The following is a 13,353-nucleotide window of genomic DNA, read 5'->3' on the forward strand; positions in this document are numbered from 1 at the left end:
CCGGTGAGCACCAGCGATCAGGTCCGCGCCATCCTCGGCGGCACGATCCGGGCTTACCGCAACGATCCGACCTACCGGCAGCGCGCCGACCTGCACAGCGAACTTGAATGGATTGGCTGGCGGCTCAACCAGCCGATCCGCATCGCATTGGCCGGCAGTTTGAAGGCCGGCAAGTCCACGCTGGTCAACGCGCTGGTGGGGGAGAACATCGCACCCACCGACGCCACCGAAGCCACTCGTATCGTGACCTGGTTCCGGCACGGGCCGGTGCCCAAGGTCACCGCCAACCACCGCGACGGCCGGCGCACGAACGTGCCGATCATCCGCGGCGACGGCTTGACGTTCGACCTCGGCGGCGTCGACCCCGTCGAAGTCGCCGACCTCGACGTGGAGTGGCCGGCCGCTGAGCTGATCGACGCGACGATCGTCGACACCCCGGGCACGTCGTCGCTGAACAGCGACGTGTCGGCGCGCACGCTGCGGCTGCTGGTGCCCGACGACGGCGTGCCGCGGGTGGACGCGGTGGTGTTTCTGCTGCGCACACTGAATGCGACGGACATCGCGCTGCTCAAGCAGATCGGTGAGCTGGTCGGCGGTTCGGCCGGGGCGCTGGGCGTGATCGGGGTGGCGTCGCGGGCCGACGAAATCGGGGCCGGGCGCATCGACGCGATGCTGTCGGCCAAGGACGTCGCAAAGCGGTTCACCGAGGAGATGGACAAGACCGGCATCTGCCAGGCCGTGGTGCCCGTGTCGGGGCTGCTGGCATTGACCGCCCGAACGCTTCGCCAAAGCGAATTCGTGGCGCTGCAGAAGCTCGCCGGCGTGGAGCCCGCCGAGCTGGCTAAGGCCATGCTGTCGGCGGATCGCTTTGCGCGCGAAGACAGTTCGCTGCCCGTCGATGCCGCCACCCGCGCGCAGCTGCTGGACCGGTTCGGCATGTTCGGCATCCGAATCTCGATCGCGGTGCTGCGATCCGGCGTCGGCGATTCGGTGGCGCTGGCCGACGAACTCCTGGAGCGCAGCGGGCTGGTGGAGCTGCGCGACGTGATCGACCAGCAGTTCGCGCAGCGCTCGGATCTGTTGAAGGCGCACACCGCGCTGTTGTCGCTGCGGCGGTTCGTCGAAGTCAACCCGATTCCGGCGACGCCGGCGATCCTGGCGGACATCGATCCGCTGCTGGCTGACACGCACGCGTTCGAAGAGTTGCGGCTGCTGAGCCAATTACGTTCGCGCCCAACGACATTGAACGACGATGAGATGGCCTCGCTGCGACGCATCATCGGCGGTTCGGGCACTGATCCGGCCAGCAGGCTGGGGCTGACGCCCGACGCGCCGTACGACGGCCCGCGCGCGGCCTTCGCGGCGGCGCAGCGGTGGCGCCGCCGCGCCGAGCATCCGCTCAACGACCCGTTCACCACGCGCGCGTGCCGGGCCGCGGTGCGCAGCGCCGAAGCGCTGGTGGCGCAGTTCTCGTATTCCTAAGCGCTGACCAATCGGGCGGCGAAGGCTCGGCGCATCACTGCGGCGGCGTCGGCAAGCCCGGAATCGCCGGAATCGTGATCGTCATCGTGCTGGTGCTTGTGCTGACGGTCACGGTCGTGCTGGTGCTGGTGCTCGGCGTGGTTGTCGTCGTCTCGGTGGTGGTGGTCGGCGACGTCGTGGTGGCCGTGGTGGTTTCCGTGGTCTCGGCGGTCGTGGTCGTCGTCGGCGTCGGCGTCGTGGTCAGCGTCGGCGACGTCCGTGTCGTGCTGGTCACCGGGCTGAGCGGTTTGTTGTCGTCGGAGTTGTTGCCGCCGAAGATCGCGAAGATGATCAGCGCCAGGATGATCGCGCCGAGCGCGCCCAATGCGACCAGCACCCAAGGCTTCCGGTACCACGGCACCGGCGGTTCCTCCGGCGGACCAGGCGGCGGGCCGGGCGGCTGCTGGCCGTACGCGCTGTACGCGGTCGGCTCGTCGCGGTAGTAGTTGGGGTCTTCCGGCGGACCGTACTGAGACACGGGGCTTGATGGTAGCCGCTGGCACTCAGTTATGAGGGAAAGCCGGTCGTGGCGCGGGCCGCACACTGATCGGCGACCGGGTCACCGGCGAGCGGGTGACACCGATCTGCGGCGGTTTCGCGGGCTCCGGTGGTTGCTGCCGCGGCGGCGCGACCACCGCAGGCGCGCTGGCAGACGGCTCACTGGCGGCCGGCGGCGGCGTGGCGGGTGGGCTCGGCGGGACCGTCGCGGCCGGCGGAATCGTCGCGTTCGGCGTCGGGCGACGCGTGGAGCGCACGGACGACGGCGGGGTAGTCGACACACTCGGCACACTGGTCTGCGGTCCCCGGGAGCTGCGCGACACCAGCAGCACCGCCGACACGAGGATCGCTACCACCCCTACCGCGATCGCCCCGATCGCGATGGCCGCCGTTTTCCTGCGGTACCAGGGCACCGGTTGGGTGCGCGGGCGCAGATCGCCGAAGTCGTCCAGATCGTCGTCGTCGAACTCGGAGCCGAAGCGCGACTCGGCGTCGGCCGGTTCGGCCAGGTCTTCCCACAGATAGTCGAAGTCGCCCGACGACTCTGTCACCCCCATGGACGGATATTAAGGCGCGACGATTCGTCAGCCGTGGGGGAACAGCGGATGTCGACTCGGCGTCGCGCGCAGGCCCGACGTCCGACTGGTTGTCGTGGTGGTGGTCTCGCTGGTCGTTTCCTCGGTGGTCGTGGTGGTTGTCGGGGTGGTTGTGGTCTCCGAGGTGGTGGTTTGCGAGGTCGTCGTCGGCGAGGTGGAGGTCGGCGGCGTCGTGGTGGTAGTGGTGGTCGTCGTCGTGGGCTCAGTTGTCGTGGTGGTGTCGGGCAGCGGGAGCTCGTTGGCCGGCCGGGTGGAATTGTCGGCCGTTCGCACGACGGCGATGATCAGCACGATCACCACGACGACGCCGAGGATCCCTGCGGCTGTGATGGCACCGCTGGTCTGATACCAGGGCAGATCGGTGGGTTCGGCGGAGTCGGGCCGCTCGTCGTCGCCGTAGGTCACGGCGTGATCGTATGGGCTCGGCGAGCCCCGATCAGAACGAGTCGACCCTCTCGATGCTGACGAACATGCCGTGGCCGGTGCTGTCGTTGGTGAAGCGCGTGCCGGACTCGTCCGCGACAATGGTCCAGCCCTGCGCGTGATACGTGCGGTAGTCCAGGGTGACGGGCTGGATGTCGCCGAGGTTGCCCACCAGCCACTTCAGCTGTCCGTCTGCGGTGACGTTGACGCCGTTGGCGGGAAAGCCGTCGCGGATCGGCGGGTTGGCGAATTCGGACTCGCAGCCGACGGCCGTGCGGGAGATCTGGCAGCGGGTCTTGCCGGACTTGGTTTCGACGAACACATAGCCCTGTTCGTTGGGGGCGAGCGTCTCGCCGCCCGGCTGCGTCGTCGTGGTGGTCGTCGGGGCGCGCGTCGGCGTCGTGGTGCTGGGCGGCGTGCGGGTGGGGCGGGTCGTCGGGAACGTCGGCTCGGTGGGATTGGACGGGACGGCGACCGGCTTGCCGTCGGTCCATGACGTGCATCCGGCCAGCGCCATCACAGCGACCAGGAATACCGCCGCAAGAGTCGACCTCATGACGTTTGAACTCTACGCAAGAAGTGACAGGAGATGCTGTAGTGACTCGCGCGGGCCCGCCGCCCGAAAAAGTGTCCCTGACGGACGGGCGCGGCGCTCCTACCGATGAGCGGCACCGAGGCCGTGACACGGACAAGGAGCAAGCGATGAGCACTCTTCGGACCCGCCGGACGTCCCGCAAGACCGTCTACCAGGTCGCCGACCGGCTGCACCATGGCCGTGCCGTGTGCGTGGGCAGCGACGAGATCGCCGCCACGGTCGCGGCGTGGCTGGCCGAGCTCGAGGTCGAAAGCCCCATGGCCGACGAGCTGGCGCGCGCCGTCCGCAGCGGTGACTGGCCCGCTGCCCACGCGCTCGAAGACCTGCTGTCCGTCGACGTGACGGTGGCCGCTTGAGTTGCATGTCGGCGCAAACCACGTGGAGCGACTTCGCGCGCGCCGAATCCGCATGCCGCGGGAACAAACCCGCCGCCGCGCCCGTTGCACGACTCGACCAACTTGAGTGACAACGACTCAACTCTGGCTTGACTCGGCGAGTGCCGGCAGAGCAGACTTGAGCCTAGTTCGCTCAGCAGACGTCCATATATAGCAGGAGGAAACACCATGGCTCGTGCGGTCGGTATCGACCTCGGGACCACCAACTCCGTCGTCGCCGTTCTCGAAGGTGGCGACCCAACCGTCATTGCCAACTCCGAGGGCTCCCGCACTACGCCGTCCGTCGTCGCGTTCGCGCGCAACGGCGAGGTCCTGGTCGGCCAGCCCGCCAAGAACCAGGCGGTGACCAACGTCGACCGCACCATCCGGTCGGTGAAGCGCCACATGGGCACCGACTGGTCGATCGAGATCGACGGCAAGAAATACACCGCCCCGGAGATCAGCGCGCGGGTGCTGATGAAGCTCAAGCGCGACGCCGAGGCGTACCTGGGTGAGGACATCACCGACGCGGTGATCACCGTGCCCGCCTACTTCAACGACGCACAGCGCCAAGCCACCAAGGACGCCGGCCAGATCGCCGGGCTGAACGTGCTGCGCATCATCAACGAGCCGACGGCCGCCGCGCTGGCCTACGGCCTCGACAAGGCCGACAAGGAACAGACCATCCTGGTGTTCGACCTCGGTGGCGGTACGTTCGACGTCTCGCTGCTGGAGATGGGCGAGGGCGTGGTCGAGGTCCGCGCCACCAGCGGTGACAACCACCTGGGTGGCGACGACTGGGATCAGCGCATCGTCGACTGGCTCGTCGACAAGTTCAAGGGCACCAGTGGCATCGACCTGACCAAGGACAAGATGGCGATGCAGCGGCTGCGTGAGGCCGCGGAGAAGGCCAAGATCGAGCTGTCCAGCTCGCAGAGCACCTCGATCAACCTGCCCTACATCACCGTCGACGCCGACAAGAACCCGCTGTTCCTCGACGAGCAGCTGACGCGCGCGGAATTCCAGCGGATCACCCAAGACCTGCTCGACCGCTGCCGCAAGCCGTTCCAGCAGGTGATCGCCGACACGGGGATCTCGGTGTCCGACATCGACCACGTCGTGCTGGTGGGCGGCTCCACCCGGATGCCCGCGGTGACCGACCTGGTCAAGGAGCTCACCGGCGGCAAGGAGCCCAACAAGGGCGTCAACCCCGACGAGGTCGTCGCAGTGGGTGCCGCCTTGCAGGCCGGCGTGCTCAAGGGCGAGGTGAAAGACGTTCTGCTGCTTGACGTTACGCCGCTGAGCCTGGGTATCGAGACCAAGGGCGGCGTGATGACCAAGCTAATCGAGCGCAACACCACGATCCCCACCAAGCGGTCGGAGACGTTCACCACGGCCGACGACAACCAGCCGTCGGTGCAGATCCAGGTCTATCAGGGTGAGCGTGAGATCGCCGCGCACAACAAGCTGCTGGGCAGCTTCGAGTTGACCGGCATCCCGCCGGCGCCGCGCGGCGTGCCGCAGATCGAGGTCACGTTCGACATCGACGCCAACGGCATCGTGCACGTCACCGCCAAGGACAAGGGCACCGGCAAGGAGAACACGATCCGAATCCAGGAGGGCTCCGGCCTGTCCAAGGAGGAGATCGACCGGATGATCAAGGACGCCGAGGCCCACGCCGAGGAGGACCGCAAGCGCCGCGAGGAGGCCGAGGTCCGCAACCAGGCCGAGACGCTGATCTACCAGACCGAGAAGTTCGTCGCCGAGCAGCGTGGAGCCGAGGGTGGCTCGAAGGTGCCCGAGGACGTGCTCACGAAGGTCGACGCGGCAATCGCCGACGCCAAGCAGGCCCTGGGCGGCACCGACATCAACGCGATCAAGTCCGCGATGGAACGGCTCGGCCAGGAAAGCCAGGCGCTGGGGCAGGCCATCTACGAGGCCACCCAGGCTTCGCAGGGCGCCAGCGGCGGCGCGGAGAACGCGTCGGGTGCTGACGACGTGGTGGACGCCGAAGTGGTCGACGAAGGACGGGAGGACAAGTGAGTTCGGAAAACGAACCACTGCACCCAGAAGAGCCGGTAGTCGTCACCGACAAGCGCCGCATCGACCCCAAGACCGGCGAAGTGCGTGAGGGCGCGTCCGGCCCGGCCCCCGGTGGGCCGGCGCCGGACGCCGCCGGGCCAGACGCCGCATCCGGAGGTCAAGCGGAGGACAAGGCCGGTGAGTTGATCGCCGACCTGCAACGGGTGCAGGCCGACTTCGCCAACTACCGCAAGCGTGCGCTGCGCGACCAGCAGGTGGCCGCCGAACGCGCGAAGGGCGCAGTGATCACCCAACTGCTCGGTGTTCTCGACGATCTCGAAGCCGCCCGCCGCCACGGCGATCTGGAGTCCGGGCCGCTGAAGGCGTTCGCGGACAAGCTCACCAAGACGCTCGAGGGCCTGGGTCTGCAGTCGTTCGGCACCGAAGGCGAGGAGTTCGATCCCTCGCTGCACGAGGCCGTCCAGCACGAGGGCGACGGCACCAGACCAGTGATCGGCACGGTGATGCGCCGGGGCTACCGGCTGGGTGAGCAGATCCTGCGCCACGCGCTCGTGGGCGTCGTCGACACCGTCGAGGACGCGACCGACGGGCAGCAGTCCGCCGGCAATGCCGACGCGGAACACGGCCAGGCCGCAGAATCAGAACAGTCAGCTGGCTGAGCTTGAACAGCATCGAAAGGAGGTGACGCACCATGGCCCAACGCGAATGGGTCGAGAAAGACTTCTACAAGGAGCTGGGCGTCTCCTCTGACGCCAGCGCCGACGAGATCAAGCGGGCATACCGCAAGCTGGCCCGCGACCTTCACCCTGACGCCAATCCGAACAACCCGACGGCTGCCGAGCGGTTCAAGGCGGTGTCCGAGGCGCACAGCGTGCTGTCGGATCCGGCCAAGCGCAAGGAGTACGACGAGACGCGGCGGCTGTTTGCCGAGGGCGGCTTCGGCCGGCGCCGGTTCTCGGCCGGCAACTTCGGTGGCTTCGGGCCCGGGAACGGCAGCGAGTTCAACCTGAACGACTTGTTCGACTCCGCCAGCCAGACCGGCGGCGCGAACATCGGCGATCTGTTCGGCGGGTTGTTCGGCCGTGCAGGCAGCCGGCCCAGCCGTCCGCGTCGCGGTAACGACCTGGAGACCGAGGCCGAGCTCGACTTCGTCGAGGCCACCAAGGGCGTGATGATGCCGCTGAGGCTCACCAGTCCGGCGCCGTGTACCAACTGCCATGGCAGCGGAGCGCGGCCAGGCACCAGCCCGAAAGTGTGCAGCACCTGCAACGGCTCGGGGGTGATCAACCGCAACCAGGGCGCGTTCGGATTCTCCGAGCCGTGTACGGACTGCCGTGGCACCGGCTCGATCATCGAGCACCCGTGCCCGGAGTGCAAAGGCACCGGAGTGGCCACTCGCACCCGCACCATCAACGTCCGGATTCCGCCGGGCGTGCAGGACGGGCAGCGGATCCGCTTGCCGGGGCAGGGCGAAGCGGGGCTGCGCGGCGCCCCGTCGGGTGACCTGTACGTCACCGTGCATGTGCGGCCGGACAAGGTGTTCGGCCGCGAGGGCGACGACCTGACCGTCACCGTCCCCGTCAGCTTTGCCGAATTGGCTTTGGGGACAACGCTTTCCGTGCCGACGCTGGATGGCAAGGTCGGCGTGCGGGTGCCGAAGGGCACGGCCGACGGGCGCATCCTGCGGGTGCGCGGCCGCGGTGTGCCCAAGCGTGACGGCGGCAGTGGCGACCTGCTGGTGACCGTGAAAGTAGCTGTGCCGCCGAACCTCGAAGGCGCCGCACTGGAAGCGCTGGAGAAGTACGCGGCCGCGGAGAAGGCCAGCGGGTTCGACCCGCGGGCCGGCTGGCCGGGCCGATGAGCGCCCGAAGAGCAGGAGGCAGCACAGGTGAGCAAGTCCTCAGACGAATCCCGGACGTTTCTCATCTCGGTGGCCGCGCAACTGGCCGGCATGCATGCGCAGACGCTGCGCACCTACGACCGGCTCGGCCTGGTCACGCCGCAGCGGACCACCGGCGGCGGCCGCCGCTACTCGCAGCGTGACGTCGAACTGCTCCGCGAGGTACAGCGGCTCTCGCAGGACGAAGGCGTCAACCTGGCCGGTATCAAACGAATCATCGAGCTGACCAACCAGGTGGAGGCGCTGCAGTCACGGGTGGCCGAGCTGACCAAGGAGGTCGAACAACTGCGCGCCAACCAGCGCCGCGATCTGGCCGTGATGCCGAAGTCGACGGCCTTGGTGGTGTGGGAGCCGCGCAAGCCGCAGCGCTCGCGCCGCTAACCCACGTGGATCGAGAACGTCGCGGTGGCCGGCTCGTCCCAGGTGGCCACGCGGTAGGTGCCGCGGCGCAGCGAGTCGGTGGGCGCGCACATCGGCTCGAAGCACACCACGTCGTCGTCGCTGGGCGAGAAGACCTGAGCCGCGGTGTAGCCCTCCTCGAAGTGGACTTCGATGCGCCGGTCGCCGCCGGAGATCGCGAACACCGAGCCGGGCTTGACCTCGTCGTAGCTGTCGTCGAAGTAGTTGCCGTCCAGCGTCTCGGTGATCGCCGGGCGCTCTTGCGTCTCGCCTGTCGGGATCATCCAGCTGTTCACCGAGCAGTAGCGCATGGCGGGCAGCTTGATCTGCCACTCGGGGCGCGGAACCTCGGGAATCCGTAGGTAGGGGTGGTACCCGAAACACAACGGCACGTCGGCCTTGGTGGTGGGCGTCACGGTGGTGCGGACGGTGAGCGTGCGGTCGGCCAGCGTCACGTCCATGGTCAGCAGATGTGGGAACGGAAAGCTGGCCAGCAGGCGCGGGGTGCCGCCGTAGTCCACTTCGGCGACGAGCCGGTTGTCCGTCCGCTCCGTGACTTCCCAGCCGTCGTAGGCCGCCATCACCCCGTGGATCACTACGCCATGTTGGTCCGTGCGGACGCCGCCGATCCCGGGCGTCAGTGTCACCGCCGCCTTACCTGCGCGATATGTGTTGGCGCTCAAGCGATTCGCCCAGGGGTACAAGAGCGGGATGCCCATGGTCTTGCCGACGGTCATGTAGGCGTGCAGGCCGCGGCGCTGACCGAGCAACTCGGCCCCGTCGTCGTTCAGCGAGGTGCCGACCATTCCGGCGATCGGCACGTAGGTCGCGGTGAGTGCCGACGACGGGTCTTTGAGCGTGACGGTCTCGACGTCGGCCATGGCGGGGGCCATCGTGGGATTGTGCCACAGGGGTACCCGCCGCCTGGCGTGGTTTGAGCTCAGCCCACCAGCGGATCGTGCTGAATCCGTTCGGGCGCAGCGCCTTTGGCGATCAATGCCGCTTTGGTGTTGGCGATCATCGCCGCGTTGCCGCTGAGCAGAATCTGGCGGTCACCCCAGCCGCCGTACCTGGTCACCACCTCGGGCAGCCGCCCGGTCTGGCGCACGTGCAGGCCTCGTGGCGGGTCGACGTCCGGATAGTCGGCGGCCCACGGCGGATTGCTGTTGTACTCCGAGACAGGGGATACCGACAGCCAGGGATTGTGCGCGGCGATCTGCCACAGCGTGCGCAGGTCGTAGAGCTCGCACGGATAGCGCGCGCCGAAGAACAGGTGCACCCGCGGATTGTCGAGGAAGCGAGTCAGATCCATGATCAGCGCGCGCAGCGGCGCCAGCCCGGTGCTGCCGGCCACCATCAGCACGTCGCCGCCGGTGCGGTCGACCTGCAGCGCGCCGAGCGGGGCCGACAGCCGCCACCGATGCCCGACGCGGGTTTCGCCGACAAGCGCAGTGCTGACCAGTCCGCCGGTCACGGCGCGGACATGGAACTCGATCGCTCCGGTGGGGTCGGCGGGAATCGCGGGGCTGAGGTAGCGCCAGCGCCGAGGGCACTGTGGCACATGGACATTCACGTATTGGCCGGCCTCGTAGTCCATCGGGCGGTCGAGCTGAAGGCGGATCACCGCGATGTCCCTCGACACGCGACGATGCTCGACGACCGTGCCGTCCCACCACGCCGGACCGGACTCGGCTTCGGCGGCGCCGCTCATCACCCCGGTGATCAACGTCAGCGCTTCGCGGGCGGCATCGTCGACCGCGGTGGTCCAGTGCTCGCTCAGGTGGCTGCGGAAGCTGCTGTACAGCGCGTCGCGCAAGGTTCGGTAATGCTGTTGTCGCACACCATATTTGCGGTGATCGCGGCCTAGTTGCGCCAGAAATGCGACGGGCTCGTCGGAGCGCTGGGCGACGAACTCGCCGAACACCCACCACAGCGCCTGGCCGAATGCCGCACGCTGGCCGGCCATGTCGGGAGGAAACAGGTCGCGGATGGCCGGGTCGATGGCAAACCAGCGCGTGTAGAACCGCCGGACGAGTTCGTTGTCGGCGTCGCCGAGATCGAGGGCCGCGCGCAGAATGCGCAGCGCGTCGCGATCCTCCAGTCCCACGCCGGGCCATTGTAGGCATCTGGCAGTTGCCGCGCCTCGCGCGTGGCCGCGGCGTCACAACGCGTGGACGCCCTTGTACGGCACGAGCATCTTGATCGTGGAAGGGCCGACTGTGCGGTTTTGTATGCCGACCCCGGCGTGTCGCGTGTGAAACCGCACGTTCGCCAAAAAGAAGTGAAGTTGAGCGGAACAGACTCAACCTTGACGACGTTGAACATCGCGACAAGCATTTTTCCAGACTTTTCAGGTGAAAGATCGGAGGACCGTCGTGGACTCGTTCAACCCGACCACGAAGACTCAGGCGGCGCTGACCGCGGCTCTACAGGCGGCAAGCGCTGCCGGTAATCCGGAGATCCGCCCGGCGCATCTGCTGATGGCTCTGCTGACGCAGAACGACGGGATCGCCGCGCCGCTGTTGGAGGCGGTCGGCGTGGACCCGGCGACCATCCGTGCCGAGGCGCAGCGCCTACTCGACCGGCTGCCCAGCGCCAGCGGCGCCAGCAGCCAACCGCAGCTCTCGCGCGAATCGCTGGCCGCGATCACGGCCGCGCAGCAGCTGGCCACCGAGATGGACGACGAATACGTCTCCACCGAGCATCTGATGGTCGGCCTCGCCACCGGCGACTCCGACGTCGCCAAGCTGCTCACCGGGCACGGCGCGTCGCCGCAAGCGCTGCGGGAGGCGTTCGTCAAGGTCCGCGGCAGCGCCCGCGTCACCAGCCCCGACCCGGAGGGCACCTACCAAGCGCTGGAGAAGTACTCCACCGACCTCACCGCGCGGGCCCGTGAAGGCAAGCTCGACCCGGTGATCGGCCGCGACAACGAGATCCGACGCGTGGTGCAGGTGCTCTCCCGGCGCACCAAGAACAACCCCGTGCTCATCGGTGAGCCCGGCGTCGGCAAGACTGCGATCGTCGAGGGCCTAGCCCAGCGCATCGTCGCTGGGGACGTCCCAGAAAGCTTGCGGGACAAGACAATTGTCGCCCTGGACCTCGGGTCCATGGTGGCGGGCAGCAAGTACCGCGGCGAATTCGAGGAGCGGCTCAAGGCCGTGCTCGACGACATCAAGAACTCGGCCGGGCAGATCATCACGTTCATCGACGAGCTGCACACGATCGTCGGCGCCGGCGCTACCGGCGAGGGCGCGATGGACGCCGGCAACATGATCAAGCCGATGCTGGCCCGCGGCGAGCTGCGGCTGGTCGGCGCGACCACGCTCGACGAGTACCGCAAGCACATCGAAAAGGACGCGGCCCTGGAGCGCCGTTTCCAGCCGGTCTACGTCGGCGAGCCGTCCGTCGAGGACACCATCGGCATCCTTCGCGGACTGAAGGAGCGCTACGAGGTGCACCACGGCGTGCGGATCACCGACTCCGCGTTGGTGGCCGCAGCCACGCTGTCCGACCGCTACATCACGGCCCGCTTCCTGCCCGACAAGGCGATCGACCTGGTCGACGAGGCCGCGTCGCGGCTGCGGATGGAGATCGACTCGCGGCCCGTGGAGATCGACGAGGTCGAGCGGCTGGTGCGCCGGCTGGAAATCGAAGAGATGGCCCTGTCCAAGGAAGAGGACGACGCGTCCAAGGAGCGGCTGGAGAAGCTGCGCGCCGAACTGGCCGACCAGAAGGAGAAGCTGGCCGAGCTGACCACCCGCTGGCAGAACGAGAAGAACGCGATCGACACCGTCCGCGAGCTCAAGGAAGAGCTGGAACGGCTGCGCGGTGAGTCCGAGCGCGCCGAGCGCGACGGCGATCTGGCCAAGGCCGCCGAGCTGCGCTACGGGCGCATCCCCGAGGTCGAGAAGAAGCTCGAGGCTGCGCTGCCGCAGGCCCAGGCCCGCGAAGCCGTGATGCTCAAGGAGGAGGTCGGCCCCGACGACATCGCCGAAGTCGTGTCGTCCTGGACCGGCATCCCGGCCGGCCGGATGCTGGAAGGCGAGACCGCCAAGCTGCTGCGCATGGAGGACGAGCTGGGCAAGCGCGTCGTCGGCCAGCGCAAGGCGGTGACGGCGGTCGCGGACGCGGTCCGGCGCAGCCGGGCCGGCGTGTCCGACCCGAACCGGCCCACCGGGGCGTTCATGTTCCTGGGCCCGACGGGCGTCGGCAAGACCGAGCTGGCCAAGGCGCTGGCCGAGTTCCTGTTCGACGACGAACGCGCGATGGTGCGCATCGACATGAGCGAGTACGGCGAGAAGCACTCGGTGGCTCGGCTGGTCGGTGCACCTCCGGGCTACGTCGGCTACGAGCAGGGCGGTCAGCTGACCGAGGCGGTGCGGCGCCGGCCGTACACGGTGGTGCTGTTCGACGAGATCGAGAAGGCACACCCGGACGTGTTCGACGTGCTGCTGCAGGTGCTCGACGAGGGCCGGTTGACCGACGGCCAGGGCCGCACGGTCGACTTCCGCAACACGATCCTGATCCTGACGTCCAACCTCGGGGCGGGCGGCAGCGAAGAGCAGGTGATGGCTGCGGTGCGTGCGACGTTCAAGCCCGAGTTCATCAACCGCCTGGACGACGTGCTGATCTTCGAGGGGCTCAACCCCGAGGAGCTGGTGCAGATCGTCGACATCCAGCTGGCGCAGCTGCAGAAGCGGCTTTCTCAGCGGCGGTTGCAGCTGGAGGTGTCGCTGCCGGCGAAGAGGTGGCTGGCCCAGCGGGGGTTCGATCCCGTCTACGGCGCTCGGCCGCTGCGAAGGCTGGTGCAGCAGGCCATCGGCGACCAGCTGGCCAAGATGCTGCTGTCCGGCCAGATCCACGACGGCGACACCGTCCCCGTCAACGTCAGCCCGGACGGCGATTCGCTGGTGCTCGGCTAAGTGGTTTCGGCGCGCTGACGTGCGCTACGCGACCGTCAGCGCGCCGAAATCGCAGGCTTGCCCCCAGCAGATAGGCTAGGTC

At 68.1% G+C, this 13,353-nt stretch carries 13 protein-coding genes; 8 read left to right on the top strand and 5 right to left on the bottom strand.

Annotated features, from left to right (window positions below):
- Positions 1-3 precede the first annotated feature (3 nt).
- Together AC5Y39_RS01540 and AC5Y39_RS01545 are read left to right on the top strand one after the other, a co-directional pair.
- Positions 4-1,482 carry a dynamin family protein gene (locus AC5Y39_RS01540; protein WP_500015954.1) on the top strand — a complete coding sequence of 493 codons (1,479 nt, stop codon included), beginning with the start codon at positions 4-6 and terminating at the stop codon, positions 1,480-1,482.
- A gap of 74 nt (positions 1,483-1,556) precedes the next feature.
- The gene (locus AC5Y39_RS01545) at positions 1,557-1,964 is read left to right on the top strand and encodes a hypothetical protein (protein ID WP_500015955.1); all 408 of its coding nucleotides are present in this window, start codon (positions 1,557-1,559) and stop codon (positions 1,962-1,964) included.
- A gap of 60 nt (positions 1,965-2,024) precedes the next feature.
- Here the strand turns inward: AC5Y39_RS01545 and AC5Y39_RS01550 are convergent, their stop codons facing one another.
- From AC5Y39_RS01550 to AC5Y39_RS01560, 3 genes are read right to left on the bottom strand one after another with little or no spacing between them, the layout of a single operon-like run.
- A complete protein-coding gene (locus AC5Y39_RS01550; RefSeq protein ID WP_500015956.1) occupies positions 2,025-2,576 on the bottom strand; it encodes a hypothetical protein in 552 nt (183 codons plus the stop codon).
- A 27-nt stretch (positions 2,577-2,603) separates the two neighbouring features.
- The gene (locus tag AC5Y39_RS01555; RefSeq protein ID WP_500015957.1) at positions 2,604-3,020 is read right to left on the bottom strand and encodes a hypothetical protein; all 417 of its coding nucleotides are present in this window, start codon (positions 3,018-3,020) and stop codon (positions 2,604-2,606) included.
- Between the two features lie 31 nt (positions 3,021-3,051).
- The gene (locus AC5Y39_RS01560) at positions 3,052-3,594 is read right to left on the bottom strand and encodes a hypothetical protein (protein ID WP_500015958.1); all 543 of its coding nucleotides are present in this window, start codon (positions 3,592-3,594) and stop codon (positions 3,052-3,054) included.
- A 146-nt stretch (positions 3,595-3,740) separates the two neighbouring features.
- Between AC5Y39_RS01560 and AC5Y39_RS01565 the strand changes: the two genes are divergently transcribed.
- The 5 genes from AC5Y39_RS01565 to AC5Y39_RS01585 all read left to right on the top strand — a co-directional run bounded on the left by AC5Y39_RS01565 (position 3,741) and on the right by AC5Y39_RS01585 (position 8,331).
- Positions 3,741-3,989, top strand: coding sequence for an Rv2628 protein family (locus tag AC5Y39_RS01565; protein ID WP_500015959.1), 249 nt, complete (start codon positions 3,741-3,743; stop codon positions 3,987-3,989).
- Positions 3,990-4,196: 207 nt separating this feature from the next.
- Positions 4,197-6,050, top strand: coding sequence for a molecular chaperone DnaK (gene dnaK, locus AC5Y39_RS01570; protein ID WP_500015960.1), 1,854 nt, complete (start codon positions 4,197-4,199; stop codon positions 6,048-6,050).
- Positions 6,047-6,709 carry a nucleotide exchange factor GrpE gene (gene grpE / locus AC5Y39_RS01575; protein WP_500015961.1) on the top strand — a complete coding sequence of 221 codons (663 nt, stop codon included), beginning with the start codon at positions 6,047-6,049 and terminating at the stop codon, positions 6,707-6,709. Before dnaK ends, grpE begins: the two co-directional genes overlap by 4 nt.
- A 32-nt stretch (positions 6,710-6,741) precedes the next feature.
- Positions 6,742-7,911: a molecular chaperone DnaJ gene (gene dnaJ / locus AC5Y39_RS01580; protein WP_500015962.1), complete on the top strand. Its 1,170-nt coding sequence runs from the start codon at positions 6,742-6,744 to the stop codon at positions 7,909-7,911.
- 27 nt (positions 7,912-7,938) lie between these two features.
- Complete coding sequence (locus AC5Y39_RS01585) at positions 7,939-8,331, top strand: heat shock protein transcriptional repressor HspR (RefSeq protein ID WP_500015963.1); 393 nt, start codon at positions 7,939-7,941, stop codon at positions 8,329-8,331.
- Here the strand turns inward: AC5Y39_RS01585 and AC5Y39_RS01590 are convergent.
- The gene (locus AC5Y39_RS01590; protein WP_500016124.1) at positions 8,328-9,230 is read right to left on the bottom strand and encodes an aldose 1-epimerase; all 903 of its coding nucleotides are present in this window, start codon (positions 9,228-9,230) and stop codon (positions 8,328-8,330) included. The two genes, AC5Y39_RS01585 and AC5Y39_RS01590, sit on opposite strands and share 4 nt — an antisense overlap.
- A 59-nt stretch (positions 9,231-9,289) precedes the next feature.
- Positions 9,290-10,456 carry an FAD-binding oxidoreductase gene (locus AC5Y39_RS01595; RefSeq protein WP_500015964.1) on the bottom strand — a complete coding sequence of 389 codons (1,167 nt, stop codon included), beginning with the start codon at positions 10,454-10,456 and terminating at the stop codon, positions 9,290-9,292.
- A gap of 268 nt (positions 10,457-10,724) precedes the next feature.
- Here AC5Y39_RS01595 and clpB point away from each other — a divergent pair, with 268 nt between their 5' ends.
- Positions 10,725-13,271, top strand: coding sequence for an ATP-dependent chaperone ClpB (gene clpB, locus AC5Y39_RS01600; protein WP_499905342.1), 2,547 nt, complete (start codon positions 10,725-10,727; stop codon positions 13,269-13,271).
- The last annotated feature ends 82 nt before the right edge of the window (positions 13,272-13,353 follow it).

The sequence above is a fragment of the Mycobacterium sp. NGS39 genome, from assembly GCF_059812765.1.